At 59.3% G+C, this 15881-nt stretch carries 14 protein-coding genes and 1 pseudogene; 6 read left to right on the top strand and 9 right to left on the bottom strand.

The window, feature by feature from the left end; all coding sequences use genetic code 11:
- Positions 1-316 precede the first annotated feature (316 nt).
- The 3 genes from mksF to mksB are packed head-to-tail and all read right to left on the bottom strand — an operon-like array spanning position 317 to position 5101.
- Complete coding sequence (gene mksF, locus QRN20_RS13060; RefSeq protein WP_122412449.1) at positions 317-3136, bottom strand: Mks condensin complex protein MksF; 2820 nt, start codon at positions 3134-3136, stop codon at positions 317-319.
- Complete coding sequence (mksE, locus tag QRN20_RS13055; RefSeq protein ID WP_004879893.1) at positions 3133-3834, bottom strand: Mks condensin complex protein MksE; 702 nt, start codon at positions 3832-3834, stop codon at positions 3133-3135. The genes mksF and mksE overlap by 4 nt, the downstream gene beginning before the upstream one ends.
- Positions 3824-5101 (bottom strand): Mks condensin complex protein MksB, encoded by a 1278-nt coding sequence (gene mksB / locus QRN20_RS13050; protein ID WP_122412448.1) that lies wholly within the window; start codon positions 5099-5101, stop codon positions 3824-3826. Before mksB ends, mksE begins: the two co-directional genes overlap by 11 nt.
- Positions 5102-5244: 143 nt before the next feature.
- Here mksB and QRN20_RS13045 point away from each other — a divergent pair, with 143 nt between their 5' ends.
- Positions 5245-6054 carry a hypothetical protein gene (locus tag QRN20_RS13045; RefSeq protein WP_029241425.1) on the top strand — a complete coding sequence of 270 codons (810 nt, stop codon included), beginning with the start codon at positions 5245-5247 and terminating at the stop codon, positions 6052-6054.
- Positions 6047-6499, top strand: coding sequence for a ribosomal protein S18-alanine N-acetyltransferase (gene rimI, locus QRN20_RS13040; RefSeq protein ID WP_004879887.1), 453 nt, complete (start codon positions 6047-6049; stop codon positions 6497-6499). Before QRN20_RS13045 ends, rimI begins: the two co-directional genes overlap by 8 nt.
- Positions 6500-6506: 7 nt before the next feature.
- On the opposite strand, the gene QRN20_RS13035 is transcribed toward rimI, so the two are convergent.
- Positions 6507-6914 (bottom strand): hypothetical protein, encoded by a 408-nt coding sequence (locus QRN20_RS13035; RefSeq protein WP_004879885.1) that lies wholly within the window; start codon positions 6912-6914, stop codon positions 6507-6509.
- 200 nt (positions 6915-7114) lie between these two features.
- On the opposite strand from QRN20_RS13035, the gene can reads away from it, so the two are divergent.
- Positions 7115-7753: a carbonate dehydratase gene (gene can / locus QRN20_RS13030; RefSeq protein ID WP_004879883.1), complete on the top strand. Its 639-nt coding sequence runs from the start codon at positions 7115-7117 to the stop codon at positions 7751-7753.
- Positions 7754-7811: 58 nt separating this feature from the next.
- On the opposite strand, the gene QRN20_RS26895 is transcribed toward can, so the two are convergent.
- From QRN20_RS26895 to QRN20_RS13020, 3 genes and pseudogenes are all read right to left on the bottom strand, one after another.
- Positions 7812-8600 carry a methyl-accepting chemotaxis protein gene (locus QRN20_RS26895; protein WP_407072063.1) on the bottom strand — a complete coding sequence of 263 codons (789 nt, stop codon included), beginning with the start codon at positions 8598-8600 and terminating at the stop codon, positions 7812-7814.
- A 69-nt stretch (positions 8601-8669) separates the two neighbouring features.
- A pseudogene (locus tag QRN20_RS26890) lies at positions 8670-9437 on the bottom strand (MCP four helix bundle domain-containing protein); the annotation flags it as partial.
- A gap of 181 nt (positions 9438-9618) precedes the next feature.
- Positions 9619-10278: an HD domain-containing protein gene (locus tag QRN20_RS13020; RefSeq protein WP_285360510.1), complete on the bottom strand. Its 660-nt coding sequence runs from the start codon at positions 10276-10278 to the stop codon at positions 9619-9621.
- 157 nt (positions 10279-10435) lie between these two features.
- On the opposite strand from QRN20_RS13020, the gene QRN20_RS13015 reads away from it, so the two are divergent.
- From QRN20_RS13015 to QRN20_RS13005, 3 genes are all read left to right on the top strand, one after another.
- Positions 10436-10777, top strand: a complete 342-nt coding sequence (locus QRN20_RS13015) for a zinc ribbon domain-containing protein YjdM (RefSeq protein WP_025993143.1) — start codon at positions 10436-10438, stop codon at positions 10775-10777.
- 85 nt (positions 10778-10862) lie between these two features.
- Positions 10863-11306 carry a thiol-disulfide oxidoreductase DCC family protein gene (locus QRN20_RS13010; RefSeq protein ID WP_029241428.1) on the top strand — a complete coding sequence of 148 codons (444 nt, stop codon included), beginning with the start codon at positions 10863-10865 and terminating at the stop codon, positions 11304-11306.
- Positions 11307-11583: 277 nt separating this feature from the next.
- The gene (locus tag QRN20_RS13005) at positions 11584-12795 is read left to right on the top strand and encodes a sugar transporter (RefSeq protein WP_025993144.1); all 1212 of its coding nucleotides are present in this window, start codon (positions 11584-11586) and stop codon (positions 12793-12795) included.
- Positions 12796-12845: 50 nt separating this feature from the next.
- Here QRN20_RS13005 and pcsA read toward each other — a convergent pair whose 3' ends face one another.
- Complete coding sequence (pcsA, locus tag QRN20_RS13000) at positions 12846-13565, bottom strand: phosphatidylcholine synthase (RefSeq protein WP_004879872.1); 720 nt, start codon at positions 13563-13565, stop codon at positions 12846-12848.
- 88 nt (positions 13566-13653) lie between these two features.
- Positions 13654-15663 (bottom strand): alkaline phosphatase D family protein, encoded by a 2010-nt coding sequence (locus tag QRN20_RS12995; RefSeq protein WP_058430972.1) that lies wholly within the window; start codon positions 15661-15663, stop codon positions 13654-13656.
- Positions 15664-15881: the final 218 nt, after the last annotated feature.

Below are 15881 nucleotides of genomic sequence, written 5' to 3'. Positions count from 1 at the left end.
ATCGCCGATGGTAGTGTGGGGTTTCCCCATGTGAGAGTAGGTCATCGTCAAGATTGAATTCCGAAACCCCTCATCGCTCACGCGGTGAGGGGTTTTGTCTTTGTGGCGTCTGCAAAAGACGCATCACCCTCGTCAGTTATCTATAGCGCTCAGCCTGCTTCCAGCGATTCAGTTGCAGACGTCAGCAGCAGCTCACAACCCCCCATACGGCCGTTCACACCACGCACCGTGCAGACCATCAAGGTCCTGCCCCCGAACGCCGCCCACAAAAAAGGCCGCATTCACATGCGGCCTTTTCATCACAGCGGTCCCATACTTACGAAGCCAGCTCCGAGACCTCTTTCTTCACTTCGTCACGACGCTGGATGTACTTCCAGTCGGCTTCATCAATGTAGATACCGTTCGGCCCGCTGCCGCCTTCCAGGTCGATAGCGACATGGGCAGAGACCTGAGGCTTCACACTCGCAAGGATCGGCACAAAGCCCAGCTGCAGGCTCGTCTCCAGCAATGCCGCCTGGTTCTTCTCGTCGATGTCTGCAGCTTCGTCCAGGTAGTAAGGCAAGCGCACACGGCCGGCCTGATCGCGGTCCATCAAGTGCAGCAACAGGTACATGTTGGTCAGCGCCTTGATGGTCATCGTCGTGCCGTTGGACGCAGCGCCGTCGATGTCGGTGTGGATAACCGGCTGGCCGTTGACCTTGGTGATTTCGAAAGCCAGTTCGAACAGATCCCTGAGGCCCAGCTGGTTATGGTTAGCCGCCACCAGACGTGCCAGGTATTCCTTGGCTTCTTCGTTCTTGTTGTCCTGCTCAGCACTCCGGCTCAGATCGAAGACCGACAGCGTCTCACCCTCTTCGTACTGACCGGCGCTGTGGATAATCTGATCGATATGCTTGAGTGCTTCCTTGTTGGGAGCAAGGACAATGCGGAAGCTGGCCAGGTTGGACACCTGACGCTTGTTGATCTCGCGGTTGAACAGGGCAAGCTGATGCTCAAGGCTGTCATAGTCGCTACGGATGTTGCGCAACGTACGGGCAATGTCAGTCACGGCAGCACGACGCGCCTTGCCCAGCGTCAGCGCTTCATCGGTGCGGTGCGCATAGGCATTGATCAGCAACTGAAGACGGCGCTCCATGTCATCTTCGCTGTCGAACTTCGCAACGCCCTTGAGGCGGACCTGCGCATACAGCGCCTCGATCTGACCATCGCTGCGCAGCAGACCCTGCCAGCTGTCCTGATAGTCATTGAGCAGCGGCAGCAGGTTGTCCATCGAATCGTCGATCGGGTCCATGAATGGCGTGCCGAACGGCAAGTCAGTCGGCAGCAACTGGCGACGGCGCAGTGCATCGTCCAGCGTACGTTGCTTGGATTCCAGGTCGCCGATCTGTCGCGCAACCAGTTGCAGCTTGGCCGACAGTTGCTGGACACGCTCAGTAAACGCATCGCTTGAGCGTTTCAGCTCGTCCTGCGCCGCTTCCATCTGCGCCAGGTCTTCAAGCCTGGAAGGCTCTTCTACGCTCAGCGTCTGGCAGCGACGGAAGTCTTCAAGCGCCTTCTGTGCGTCCAGTACCTGCTGATACAGCGCCTCGGTCTGCGTCTTGCTCGCCGAACGATCTGCTGCCACAGCCTGTTGGGTTTTCAACTGCTTCAGTTCTTTTTCCAGACGCTCTTTCTGGTCGCGCAACGCGGCCCGATCGGCCAGCGCCTGGAGAGCGGGAGGCTCGATACTGGACAGGTTGATCGTCAAACCCGGTACGGTGAACTGATCACCCTTGAAGCCATCCAGAATCGTTTCCAGCGATTTGACCCACGCGTCGCCATCGTCCAGCGCAATACCCTGCTCGCCAAGCGGCAGACTGAACAGCGAGCTGTTGAACAGGCGCATCAGGCGCTCGACATCCGGTTGCGAGAACTCTTCGCGCAAGCGGGCGTAGCTGTTGTTGTCCGCGTGATCGAGTTGCTGCCTGAGTGACTTGAGGCGTTTTTCCAGATCGCGCAGTCGCTCGTCCAGATCCTCGGCGCTGAACTGCCGGGACTGGGCCATTGCACCGGCCAGTTCGTCATGCGCGTCCTTGGCGGCCAGCAGTTGCTGCTCCAGCACTTTGACATCGTCGACCAGCGCAAAGCGGTTCTTCAGGACCGACAGCTCACCGACCCAGCGCTGTATACCGCTGATCTCACGTTCCAGGCGCATCAGTTCCTGAGTGCTGGAGCGTTGTTCGTTCTGCATTTCGTCCTGCTGGGCACGGTAGTGCTCGGCCTGGATAACCAGCTCTTCCTTGCGTGCACCCGAGTAGTCCGACCAGGTGCCCAGCAAAGAATCGAGGATCGGCGAAAGACGATGCAGCTTGCCGCGCAACAGGTCGCGCTGCTTGACGCCTGCAGCCAGTGCTTCGACCAGCGGACCGGCCAGCACCAGCGAGTTGTAATCCTGTTCCATGCGACGCACGTCACGGAAGGCCTCTTCACACGCCGCAATGTAGTCGACGCTGCCGGAGCGCAGGCTGTGCTCGAAGGCATCGAGGAACAGCTGCTTGAGCTTGGCAGCGGTGATTTCGCGCATGTGCAGCAGGTTGATGAACAGTGCCCGGAACGTCTTCAGGCTCTGCTCACTGGTCGAGCGCAGCGGAATCAGTGTCAGGTCCAGCGGGATCGAGGTGTGGCCGCCCACCAGCAGGCGTCGCAGTTCGTCCGGCTTGAGCTCGTACGCTTTCAGACCTTTGCTTTCCAGATTGGTGAACAGCTCTTTCTGACGCAGGCAGGTGTCGTTCTTCTGGTAATGACCCAGATCCAGTTCACCGGCGTAGGCGAAGAACTGGTGCCCGAAGCCGCCGCCCGGGCCGCGACCGACCACACCGATGACGTGCGGGCCATGAGGCAGGGAGACTTCCACCAGAATGTAGCTGGTGTCCGAAGCGAAGTAGAAACGTCTGGATTGTTCCAGGCTGTACTTGCCGAAGCTCATGTCCGACATGCGCGCCAGAATCGGGAACTGCAGCGCGTTGATCGACGCACTCTTGCCGAGGTTGTTCGCGCCATACACCGACAGCGGATTCTCCAGCGGGAACAGACCCAGGCTGTAACCTGCGGTATTCAACAGGGCGAAACGGCGAATGCCATAGCGTTCCTGGCTCATGCGTCCAACTCCTGTTCATCGGCAATGGCACGGGCCAACGCCTCTTCTTCGGTTTCTTCGCTGAATTCGGCGAGGTCCAGTGGATCATCGGTTTCCAGCAGCTTTTCATCACTGTCGTCGTCGATGAGTACCGGCGTCGGCAAGGGCAGGGCGCTGTGCAGGCTGGCTGCCAGGTCACGGTCCTGCTGCACGGAGAGGCATACATCGAGAAAGCGGTGCATCGGCGGCAGGAATCGATAGATACCCACTTCCTCGCTGGCGAAGCCGAGCTGGGTCATGCGGCGCATGATTTTCTCTTCCAGTTCTTCCTGGGTCTGAACCTCGGCCTGCAAAAACAGATCGCGGTACTTTTCCAGCATCGACGGCAATTCGTCGCGGCCCAGACTGCCGCCGTCCAGCACGGCCATCGGGTCGCGGCCCTGATCGGCCAGATGCTCGACGAGGATGAAAGTGAACAGCGCCAGACGCTGGGCGGTCTTGTTCACCTGCGCTGCGGCAAGGTCCGGCACGAAGTAGTAGAAGCCACGGGTATCGCACACCAGTTCGAAGCCCAGCGCCTTGAACAGCGCTCGGTACTGATCCTGGAAGTTAGAAAGTTGGGCGTACAGCTCCGGATCACGGCGGCTGACATGGTAGCCCTTGAACAGCTCGCGAAAGATCGGGGCGAGCTGGGACATTTCGGATAGATCAAGATGCATGAACAGTGCTCTCGGAATTCTCTGACTGCGTGTCTGCGGGGGCAAGCAGGGCAAAGGAGCGCAGGCTGACGCGGTGCTCCCGTGTGTAATATTCGCGGCGCTCCAGGCGTTCGCGCTCAAAGCGCTTGTCGCGGGAGAGGCGTGAAAACCAATACAGCAATTCTTCTGTTTCGCCGTTCGGCTCCTGCTCCAGCAGCCAGTTCATCAGATCCGGCATCGGCAGGGCGTCTTCGCAGCGCTCGAGCATTTCCTTGACCGTACGCGGCGCGCGGGCAGGTTCGCCCTTGCGGGTGCCGCTGGCCTTGGGGAAGCGTGCTGGCTTGGGCTCGAAGCGCGCCAGGGCGTAGACGTAGGCTTCAACCTGGCTCGCGCTGCCCAGAAAGGTGCTTTGCGGACGGGTGAACATTGGCATTGCAGCCTGCGGCACGGCGTCCAGCCCTTTGCGGCGAATGGCTGACAATGCCAACGCTGCGCCGCGGGTGACGGCGTTGTGGCGACGTGCTTCTTCGCGCAACGGCAGCAGCAGCTCACGCGCATGGCGCAGGGTGAGCTGGGCGCTGGTCTGCATTTCCAGAATGCGCGCATGGGTGCGCAGCAGCATGTCGTCGTCGACCAGATGGCCCAGACGCTGCTGTTCGGTCAGCAGACGCAGCAGGACATTCTCGACCTTGCGCACGCCTTGCTCGAAAGCCCCGTCGGCATTGACCAGTTGAATCATCGGCTCGACGTATTCATCCCAGGTTGCCAACACTTCTGCGTAGCGTTGGCGAAGCGGGATCTGCCGGTCGCTGGTCTTGGCCCGATCAGCGACCGCTACCAGGGCCTGCTCGTCATTGGCGAGCTTTTTCAGCACGTCACGGACACGCATGTCCAGCAATCGAAGCTGTCTGGCCAGATCATTGGCATCGCGAATCTCGAAGGCGTCCTGAATGTAACCGGCCAGACGTTCGAGGTGGCGCAGATAGGCTTCAATCTCCAGGCACAGCCCCAGCCGGTGCTCACGGCGCAGATAGGACAGAAAGTCATGGATCTGCGCATTGAGCTCGAAACGGTTCGGGCTTTTGGCGACAGGCACCAGGATGTCCAGACGAATCCACACGTCCAGCAGATTGGTGATGTCTTGCGGGGTGCTGTCCTGTTGCTGAGCGGCAAGCTGCAGGCGCAGCTCGCTCAGGCTCAGGGTGCCCTGGTCGAAGTGTTCACATAAGGGCTCGAGTAGCGCCCAATGCTCGGCAAGGGCGCGCAGGACGCGCTTGGGTTCGATCATGGATAGGCCGACTGTTGGCGAATGAAAGGCGGCGATTGTACTGCATCATTCACTCAAGATTTCACCCGGGCGCGATATGCTTCAGCACGAAAAGACGAACAACGCTAGAATTGCGCGCCTAACTATCCACAGGTGGCCGACCCTTGCTCAATGAGTCCCGTCGCCGCGCTTATTTGACCGCCATGCAGGTGGTCAACTGGCTGCCGCGCACTGAACTGCCGTTTGCTGCACCTTCCCGTCCGGAACTGCTCGCGCCGTTGCCGCCGCCGGTCGAGGTGCAGAACGAGTTGCCAGCGGTTTCCTCACCTGCGCCTGTGGTTGCAGACAATGTGGTGCCCATCGATCGGCCATCCGAGCGAGCCTCCGAACGCCCGAAAATCGAAGTGCCGCGACCTTCGCTGGCCAGCACGCGCACCGTCGCTGCGGTCGTTGAAGACGCCGAACCCGCACCGCCCAAGGCTGTGGTCGTGCCGCCGCCGCGTTTCTCCCTGCAATTGTTGCGCGCCGGGCGTTGCATGCTGCTCGTGGAGCTGTCCACCGGCCAGCCGTTCCAGAGTCGCGACCCTTCCTATCTGTTGCTCAAGGACATGCTGCGCGCCGCCGGTCTGCCGGACAGTCCGCAGATCATTGGCGAGCCTGTGCGCTGGCCGCTGCTGGTTCGTGGCCAGATGGATCAAGGGCCGGAGGCCGCGCGTGACTTCGTGCAGGGTTTCGTCGGTGCAAGACTCGAAGATGAACCGTGCACCTGCCTGTGGCTGGTGGGCTTGCCCGCCATGAAATTCGCAGGCGAAGCCGACGCCGAATCCTACTATCAGGATTTGCAGGTAGACGGCCTGGGCACTGTGTGGGCGCTGCCGGGGCTGGAATTATTGATGGACGAGCCTGAACGCAAGGCTGATGTCTGGAAAGCCATGCGTCGGCTGATGACGCGCTGGAAACCAACTGATGAGTGATGCAATAAGCTTCCGGCCCATGACCGAGGCCGATCTGGATGCGGTGCTGAAGATCGAGTACGCAGCCTTCAGCCATCCCTGGACCCGCGGCATCTTTCTGGACGGACTCAAGTCATACGAGATATGGCTGATGTTCGAAGGCGCTCAGCAGGTCGGGCACGGCGTGGTCCAGGTCATCATCGACGAAGCCCATCTGCTCAACATCACCGTGAAGCCTGAAAGTCAGGGGCGTGGCCTTGGGCTGCTGTTGCTGGATCACCTGATGAAGCGCGCTTACCAGCTCAATGCACGCGAGTGCTTCCTTGAGCTGCGTGACAGCAACCGACCAGCCTATCGTCTGTATGAAAACTACGGTTTCAACGAGATAGGCCGGCGGCGTGATTACTACCCCGCAGTCGGCGGTCGTGAAGATGCCGTGGTCATGGCCTGCACGCTTCTGGAATAACCCGGCTTCAGCGTCCGGCCTTGCCATCCAGCGGGTCGACAATGGCCATCTCTTCTTCATCCAGACCGTCGCCACCGCCGATGTCATCTTCATCGACCACAGTCAGGTCAAGATCGGCAGGATTGTCCTCACCGCGCTCACTGGCCGAGCGGGCGCCATCTTCATGAATCAGCGTTTCAGGCGAGAGATCATCGTCGGTTGGCTGGTGGTCATCGGTGGACGCACCGGTCATGCCGGCTTCGCGCACGCGCTCATCCGGTATTTCATGTTGCAGTTCGTCTTCAGGCATAAGATCACCGATACGGGCGGTCTCATCATCCCTGAAGTTCAGTTCTTCCATGGAGCCCATGCGGTCTTCGTTATCGTCGATGGGTTCCGGTTGGGTGGCATCGAATGGACGGCGTGAATCGTTCATGACGAATCCTCATTGCAGGTGGTCTTGTTAGGTGGACCGGTCGCAACTTTGAAGATTCCTTTTTTTATCAGCGCGGTTTATCAGTACGGTTTATCAGTGCGGTTTGTCATCAAGGGTGATATCAGGTAGTGGCACAAGGACGTGACTTCCGGTGTCAAAGCCCAGTCCAAGGCTGAGCATCATAAACGAGGCATCAAAGCATGAACGAGCTACAAGACCTGATTGATAACAATGCACGTTGGGCCGAGGCGATCAAACAGGAGGACCCTGACTTCTTCGCCAAGCTGGCTCGCCAGCAGACCCCGGAATTTCTTTGGATCGGTTGCTCGGATGCGCGCGTTCCCGCCAACGAGATTGTCGGCATGTTGCCCGGCGATCTGTTCGTACACCGCAACGTGGCCAACGTTGTGCTGCACACGGACCTGAACTGCCTGTCGGTGATTCAGTACGCCGTGGATGTCTTGAAGGTCAAACACATTCTGGTGACCGGTCACTATGGTTGCGGCGGCGTTCGCGCTTCCATGCAGGACCGTCAGTTCGGCCTGATCGACGGCTGGCTGCGCACGATTCGTGATCTGTATTACGAGAATCGCAACGTGCTGGCTCAGTTGCCGACCGAAGAAGAACGCGTCGACCGCATGTGCGAGCTGAACGTGATTCAGCAGGTCGCCAACGTCGCTCACACCAGCATCGTGCAGAACGCCTGGCATCGCGGCCAGAGCCTGTCGGTGCACGGTTGCATCTATGGCATCAAGGATGGTCGCTGGAAGAGTCTGGACACCACCATCAGCGGCTTCGAGCAGTTGCCGCCTCAGTACCGCCTGCGTCCGCAGGACTGATCAAGCCTGAAGGTCGGTCGGACGCTGTGTTGCCGTGAAGGCACGCAGCGCCCGATGCTCAGAGCACGAATCGTTGCACCATCAGATTCAGATCCGTCGCCAGCATCGACAACGCGTTGCTGGCGACCGTGGTCTGCTGCGCGCCGGATGCGGTCTGCGATGACAGGTCGCGAATGCTGCTCAGGTTGCGATCCACTTCACCGGCGACCTGCGCCTGCTGTTCCGCCGCACTGGCAATCAGCAGATTGCGGTCGTTGATGGTGCCGGTCGAGCTGATGATCACGTTCAGCGCTTCACCCGTCGCAGCGGCCTGCTCCAGGGTCAGGCTGGCTTGTGATGCCGTATGACGCAGCGAGCTGGCTGTCTGTTGAGTGCTTTGCTGGACTCCGCTGATCAGGCCTTCGATTTCTGTCGTCGAGGCACTGGTGCGTTGTGCCAGTGAGCGAACTTCGTCGGCGACCACGGCAAACCCGCGTCCGGCTTCGCCGGCACGTGCGGCTTCAATGGCCGCGTTGAGTGCCAGCAGATTGGTCTGGTTGGCGATGGCGCGGATCACATCCAGGATGCTGCTGATGCTCTGCGTACGTTCGGCGAGCCCTTCGGCCTGATGCGATGAATCCAATACGTTCTCGGTCAGCTCCTTGATCGAGCTGATGGTCGCCGACAGTTTGACCTGACCTTGCGCTGCCGCCTGAGTAGAGGCTTCGGACTCGCTCACCGTGTTGCTGGCATTGCCCGCCACTTCGACGGCAGCCTGACTCATCTGGTTGACCGCCACTGCCGCCTGTTCGATTTCATTGTTCTGCAATTGCAGGTTGAGGGCGCTGGCTTCGGCAATGGTGCCCATTTCCTGAACCGATTGGGACAGCTGCGTGGCGGCGGCATAAATCTGGTCGATGGTGCTGTGCAGGTTGTTGCGCATGCGGCCCAGTGTGGTCAGCAGTTGTGCGGTTTCATCCTTGCCGTCTGGAATCTCGTGACGGGTCAGGTTGCCATCGGCGATGGTGCTGGCGATGTGCAGCGCATGGCGAACCGGGCGGATGATGCTGACGCTCAGACGCCAGGCCAGCAGCAGGGTGAGTGCAAGGGCAATGGCAATGGCACTCAGCGCAATGATGCGCGTCTGCTCGTAACGGGCGCTCGCTTCGTCCACGGCAGCAGCGGCACTTTGCTTGTTCAGTTCGCGCAGTAACTGTACCTGCATGTCCATCAGGTCGCCCTGCATCGCCAGCATGGTATTGGCCAGCATGCGTGCTTCCTCCAGCTTGTTCTGCTCGATCAGCACCATCTGGTCCTGCAGCCCCGGCATAAACGCCTTGTAGGCATCCTGCAGGGCGATGATCGAATCGTGCTCGGTACCCGCCGGGATACGCGCCAGATAATCCACGAAGCCTTTCTCGACTTCGTTCCTGAGCTGTTCGACGTTGATCTTGCTGTTGATCACCGCGCCCGGATCGTCGGCGTTGGCAATCAGCCGAGTGGTTTCGCTGCGCAGTTTCACCAGACCGATGGCAATGGCGTCGGCCATGGCGATGCTCGGCAAGGCGCCGCTTTCGACGGCCTCGCCCTGACGGCGAATGTCTTGCATTTGCAACAGGCAGAACGCGCCCAGAGAAACCATGAGCAGGGCCGTGATGCCGAAGCAGATGACCAGACGTGGCGCGATCCTGAAACGGCGCAGCACCGTTACCCCGGACCTTTGGCGCAAGAAACGAGGCAGGAAATTTTTCACAGCGGATGACCTCTTTGAACGGACCCTTTCGGAGAGCCGTTTATAAGGCACATGTGTGATGTCTTTATGACATGTCTGCGGTGTTTCGCGTTAATGTCGCATTGATGTCATCTATGGCCGATATGCGCAGGCTTCAGTCGTGTGGCGCGCCGATTTCTTCCATCAGTTCATCCAGACAACGCTTCAATCGCTCGTGCCTGACCTTCGCCAGCGAAGCCCCCGTACGGGTTTGAAAACCATCGGCCAGGTGCAGCAGCTTGGTGTGAAAGTGGTCGACAGCAAAGTTCTTGTCGTCATAGGGCCGCTGCGTGGCGTGCGGATCGAGAGGGTCGTAGAGATAACGTCCCATGCGTCCTGACACATAAAACACGCGCGCCACTCCGACCATGCCCCGCGCGTCGAGACGGTCGGCGTCCTGCAGGATTCTGGCTTCCAGGGTCCTGGGCGTTATTTGTGCCGAGAAGCTGTGCGCCTCGATGGCGTGAGCGACCGAAGCGATGCTTTCTTCATCCCAGCCCATTTCGGTCAGCAACTCGCTGGCTCGGGCAGCTGCGACTCGTGACGCTCGGGAGCGAAAGGGCGAGTTCTTTTCGACCGCCACGCAGTCGTGCAGCAAAGTGGCAGCCACCAGCACGCGGGCGTCACCGCCTTCATCGTCACGAATGGCGCAGACGTTTCTCCAGACTCTCAGCAAATGCGAGACGTCATGCGAACCGTCGATCTTCTCGGCGTGGGTATGCGGAATCAGCAGGTGAGCCAAGTCCTCGAACGGGGCGAAACGGTTTTCGAACATTGGACTCTCCTGATGCGACTGCTATTGAAGCATTGTAGAAAATCACGTCCCTGCAAGGCAGTGACAAAAGGACATGGACGTGCGATTTCGTGTGATCCACCTGAAAACCGAAAAGCCCTTTATAATCCATGGTTTTTACCCCGATGCGAGATCCCCTGTGAGCTTACCGTCCTGCCCAAAATGCAATTCCGAATACACCTACGAAGACGGCTCCTTGCTGATCTGCCCGGAATGCGCCCACGAATGGTCCGCTGACGGCGGCGGCAGCGAAGCGTCCGACGACGTCAAGGTCATCAAGGATTCCACCGGAAACGTGTTGCAGGACGGCGATACCATCACTGTGATCAAGGACCTGAAAGTCAAAGGCTCCTCGCTGGTCGTCAAGGTCGGCACCAAGGTCAAGAACATCCGTCTGGTGGATGGCGACCATGACATCGACTGCAAGATCGATGGCATCGGCGCGATGAAGCTCAAGTCCGAGTTCGTCAGGAAGGTTTGATTCCTCGCGCTTCGCGTTTTAGCCTGAACGCCTCGCCGGTCTCGTGACCGGCGGGGCGTTTTCTTTTCTACAGCAGGGTCTGATCATGCCGAAAACTCCCGCTCCCTACCTCAAGCCCGATGAATGCGTCGTGCTGTTCGACGGCGTCTGCAAGTTGTGCAACGGCGTGGTGAAGTTTCTGATTCGCCACGACCCTGAACGGCGTTTGCGACTGGCTGCGGTGCAGTCTGATGAAGGTCAGGCGCTGTTGAAGTGGGCGGGATTGCCGCTGGACGAGTTTCACACCATCGCCGTGATCCAGAATGGCCACGTGTATGTGCGTTCGGATGGCTTTCTGCACATCATGCGTCTGCTGCCCCCGCCGTGGCCGCTATTGAGTGTCCTGCGGGTGTTTCCACGTTTCCTGCGGGACTGGGCCTACAACCGGATCGCGCTCAATCGCTATCGATTGTTCGGTCGTTATGATCAGTGCCTGCTGCCATCGCCGGATCACGAAAAACGCTTTCTCGGTGACGCCTCGTCCAGATAAGCGCTTGTGCTTACCGACCGGCGGTCACTTGTCCGGGATGTGCTTCATGGATGTGTTGTGATCACGCGTCCCGGTCCGTAGAATTCCACGTATTCGGCTGCATCCCCCCATATCGACAATAATCCACTTCGCACACTGCGCTCGGTCCTGATCATTGAGCGGGGCGTTTTCGCGTTGTTTTTTCATTGGGGCGCATGCCTTGGTTTTTACAGGTGCCACGCGTGTTTGTGTGGCGGTAGGCCCCCGGGTCGCAACCCACTTCGAGCGTTGTATATTTTTGATGACTACACCACCGAATGCACATGCCGGTAGCTGGCTTGGCGTACTCGCTCTGGCCCTGGCGGCCTTTATCTTCAACACCACAGAATTTGTGCCGATCGGCTTGCTGAGCAACATTGGCAAGAGCTTCGACATGACCACGGCGCAGGTCGGCCTGATGCTGACCATTTACGCCTGGGTCGTGTCGCTGATGTCGCTGCCGATGATGCTGATGACGCGCAATATCGAGCGGCGCAAGCTGCTGATTTTTGTGTTTGCGGTGTTCGTGGGCAGTCACATCGTCTCGGCCATGGCCACCAGCTTTACGGTGCTGTTGATCAGCCGGGTCGGCATTGCGTTTGCGCATGCGGTGTTCTGGTCGGTCACTGCGTCTCTGGCGGTACGTATCGCGCCGCCCGGCAAGCAGGTGCAGGCCCTTGGCTTGCTGGCGACCGGCACGTCGCTGGCGATGGTGTTGGGTATTCCGTTGGGACGGGTCCTGGGCGAGGCATTGGGCTGGCGCACCACCTTCATGGGCATCGCAGGCGTCGCGGCTCTGGTCGTGGTGCTCTTGACCCGCTCGCTGCCGTTGCTGCCAAGCCAGAACTCCGGCTCGCTGAGAAGCCTGCCGATGCTGTTCAAGCGCCCGAAACTGATGGCGGTGTATTTGCTGACCGTGCTGGTGGTCACCGCCCACTTCACGGCCTACAGCTACATCGAGCCCTTCACCGAGACCGTGGCGCATCTCAGTGGTGAGGTCACGACGATTCTGTTGCTGGTCTTCGGTGGCGCTGGCGTCATGGGCTCGATCGTGTTCAGCCTGTTCAGTGATCGCTTTCCAAACGGGCTGCTGATTACCGCGATCGGCACCATTGCGGTGTGTCTGCTGATGCTGCTGCCGCTGTCCGGCGATGCTGTGACATTGGGAACACTGACGGTGGTCTGGGGCATGGCGATCATGAGCTTCGGCCTGTTGCTGCAGGCCCGCGTGCTGTCGCTTGCGCCGGATGCAACGGACGTGGCAATGGCGCTGTTTTCGGGCATCTTCAACATCGGGATCGGCGGCGGGGCGCTGCTTGGCAGCGTGGTAAGCAGCCAACTGGGCGTATCGAGCGTCGGGATTGTCGGCGGCCTGCTGGCCTTGGGCGGGTTGGGACTGTGCAGCTTTACCACGTATCACTTCGGCAAGTCGGCCAATGCAGCCGAGGCTCAAACCGAAAGCAGAGTCTGATCAGGTCACTCGCTCGCTGACCGGCGTGTCCGGGCAGCGAGCGAATCAGCTCAGGCCTTGAGACGGCCCAGCCATTCCAGCGACGTTCTCCAGATACAAATCCCCAGGAAATACGCCGACATCGCCAGCCACAGTCCCATGACCACGGGGCCATTGTGCGGATGGTTGATGATCAGCAGTGCGCTGGACAGCAACCAGACCGCTGTGACCGCAATGTTGATCGGCATGAAACGACGTACCCGGAACGGGTGCAGGAACTTCATGCGGGTCAGGGTCAGCAGGGCCAGCGCAATGATGGTGATGAAGGTCATCCAGGGGCTTGGCGAGAGGATGTAAAGGCACAGTACGACAACGTTCCAGGCAGCGGGGAAGCCCTGAAAGTAATTGTCCTTGCTCTTCATGTCGACGTTGCAGAAGCAGAACAGCGACGAAACCAGAATCACCGACACACTCAACAGCAGCGTGTAATCCGGGACCGGGATGTAGCGGTAGAGGAACAGCGCGGGAATGAATACGTAGGTCAGGTAGTCAATCACCAAGTCCAGCACCGAGCCATCGAAGTGCGGCAGGACTGAAGTAGTATTGACCTTGCGTGCCAGCGAACCGTCCACCCCATCCACGATCAGGGCGGCACCGAGCCAGAGCAGGCAGGCTTTCGGTTCATTGTTGAACAAGGCAATGGTCGCCAGGAACGCAAGGACCACGCCGGTGGCGGTGAAGCCATGCGCGCCCCAGGCGTTGAGTCTGGCTATGCGTTGATTGGTTATCACGGGGGCGCTCTCCAGGAAATAATGCTTGTCAGGGTTTGCCGTAAACCTGACCGGTAGCAACTATCGACCCGGCAATCGGCGATAAGGTTCAGCGGTGACTATCGCTCGTTTCCCTGTCGTTTTCCAGAAAACGGCGATCCGTACCTGACCGCTCGTCTCTGTATTCTGCCGGTTCGACGAAGCAGGTAGGCGGTGCGCCGTTGGCGTTGAGCTGGTTGATCAGCGTTGGCTGGCCCTGGTCGTTGAACAATACCTGGCCCACACCCGCAGAATTCCACAGCCGTTCACCCGCCTTGCTGTGTTCTGGCGTACGCGGGATGACTTTCATCAGGCGACGTTTGGTGAACCAGTTCAGCGGCGAACGCGGTGAGTATAACCACCGATTCAACCGATCAAAAGTATCCAGTAAGCGTCGGGGGAATTCATTTTTGATACCGCTGCTGGTGACTTGCCAGATGCGCGGGCCGCCACTGCGGTGCCGGATCAGGATTTCGTAGACGAACGAGTAATGAACGTCCCCCGACAGAATCACGTAATTGCCCGGCGTTCGGGAGTGGCGAAAGATGTTCAGGATCACCTGGGCCGCGCCGCGATGGGCCATCCAGTTTTCCGCATCCACCAGCAGCGGGTAGCCGCACCAGCTGAAAACGCGCTGGATAGCCTCGATCAGCTTGACCCCGAAAATCGGGGCCGGTGAAACGATGATGGCTGATTTGTGATCGATCAGCTCCTGCTGCAGTTCGCAGAGTGCTTCCCAGTCCATCAGGCCGGAAGGGTGGTTGAAGTTCGACTGACTGCGCCAGCGACGCGTTCGAGTATCCAACACCACCAGCGCTGGCGTCGTGGGCAGCACGTAATGCCATTGCTGGAATTTCAGCAGTTGATCGATCAGTGCGTCCTGGGTCTTGCTCTCCAGCTGGTTGTCACGGCTGACGGTTTCATCGCTCAAGGCTCGTGCCTGCCCGACAAGCTCGTTCAGCGCATCAGGGTTGTTACCCCAGCCCTGACACAGCAGGTAAGCAATCAAAGCGTTGCCAATGATGCGTTTCGAAAACGGATGACCGTAGGCGGTCTCTTCCCAGTTCGCCGACAGGTTCCAGTCGTCCGTGATGTCGTGGTCATCGAACATCATCATGCAGGGCAGGTGCGCCATGGCTCTGGCGACGTTGCCCAGGCCGGCTCTGAAATCATCGATCACCACGTTTTCCCGGGCATAGCGCTCGGACTCTTGCGCGTCGAGCTGCGGCATGTCCGGTGTGACGAGGGACCAGGGCACCGGCGACCAGACGAGCAGGTACATCGCCATGACTTCCGCCAGGGTCACCAGATGGTTGTCTGCAGTGGCGCTGGTGAAGACGGGCTTGCTGGTGCCGCCGAAGAAGCGATCACGCAAGGTGTCGTTACTTTTCAGGGCGGGCAACAGGTCGGCGCGCTGGTAATAGCTGGCCGGGTGGTCGTACAGACTCTGGCTGTCGTCGACCACGGCGCCTTCCAGCCTCTCGTCGAACAGGCCCAGACGGTCGATCAGCGAATGGACCCCACGCAGCATGGGGCCTGCAACGTCGTCGGCGTAGACCTGATCACCGCTCATCATCAGCAAGGCGGGACGCTGCAGTGGATCAAGTGTGTCCGCCAGCAACTGATCGACACATAACAGTCCATCGGCAGAACCATGATGCGGCTTGCGGCATGAGCCGTGGAGGATGTGGTCGATCTTGCTGCGCACCACGAAGTTGGGATGGCTGGCGCCGCTGTAGAGCAAATGGGGCGCCCAGTCGGCAATTACGGTTTGTTCGTCTTCTATATAAAGGTCGTAATCGATCAGTCGGTCCTTCGGCAAATCGCCGTCCAGGCGCACGTCGATCAGATGGATGAACGCCCGTTGGCCCATCGCGATGATCTGGCATTGCTGCTCATCGAGCGGATAGTCCGTGAATGTCGCGTCCGCCTGTTCATCAGTCCGCAGACGCAACGTCAGCGGCAACGGCCGCGAGCCCACCAGCCACAACACGAGGCGATTGGCTTCCTGTCGGCGCAGCAGCGGACCGGCAAGAACGGCGGGTAACGAATCATGCGGTGACACGGGCGAGGGGAACATCCTGGGGTCGGGCTCTGACTGAACAATGGCTGGAAATAGTAACGCAGCGCAGGTGGAAAGTTCCTGTTACACAAATCCGCATTGCTGTCAGCATGTTTCAGGGAGCTGTGTGCACGGGGTATTAGTTCAGAAAAATCCGACGTCTTTACGAAAACTATCGTTCGTACACTCCAGTGGTTTCGCACATTGCCGATAGAACTTTCTACAAGGAGATTCAG

Origin of the sequence: Pseudomonas sp. fls2-241-TYG-175 (assembly GCF_030209155.1) — a bacterium.
Classification (GTDB): domain Bacteria; phylum Pseudomonadota; class Gammaproteobacteria; order Pseudomonadales; family Pseudomonadaceae; genus Aquipseudomonas; species Aquipseudomonas viridiflava.
The sequence above is the reverse complement of the archived record's forward strand: the minus strand, read 5'-3'. Positions and strand labels throughout refer to the sequence as shown.

Excerpts from the sequence above, each read along its gene's own strand:
- mksF (WP_122412449.1), bottom strand. The coding sequence starts at position 3,136 with ATGAGCCAGGAACGCTATGGCATTCGCCGTTTCGCCCTGTTGAATACC.
- mksE (WP_004879893.1), bottom strand. The coding sequence starts at position 3,834 with ATGCATCTTGATCTATCCGAAATGTCCCAGCTCGCCCCGATCTTTCGC.
- mksB (WP_122412448.1), bottom strand. The coding sequence starts at position 5,101 with ATGATCGAACCCAAGCGCGTCCTGCGCGCCCTTGCCGAGCATTGGGCG.
- rimI (WP_004879887.1), top strand. The coding sequence starts at position 6,047 with ATGAGTGATGCAATAAGCTTCCGGCCCATGACCGAGGCCGATCTGGAT.
- QRN20_RS13035 (WP_004879885.1), bottom strand. The coding sequence starts at position 6,914 with ATGAACGATTCACGCCGTCCATTCGATGCCACCCAACCGGAACCCATC.
- can (WP_004879883.1), top strand. The coding sequence starts at position 7,115 with ATGAACGAGCTACAAGACCTGATTGATAACAATGCACGTTGGGCCGAG.
- QRN20_RS26895 (WP_407072063.1), bottom strand. The coding sequence starts at position 8,600 with ATGGGCACCATTGCCGAAGCCAGCGCCCTCAACCTGCAATTGCAGAAC.
- QRN20_RS13020 (WP_285360510.1), bottom strand. The coding sequence starts at position 10,278 with ATGTTCGAAAACCGTTTCGCCCCGTTCGAGGACTTGGCTCACCTGCTG.
- QRN20_RS13010 (WP_029241428.1), top strand. The coding sequence starts at position 10,863 with ATGCCGAAAACTCCCGCTCCCTACCTCAAGCCCGATGAATGCGTCGTG.
- QRN20_RS12995 (WP_058430972.1), bottom strand. The coding sequence starts at position 15,663 with ATGTTCCCCTCGCCCGTGTCACCGCATGATTCGTTACCCGCCGTTCTT.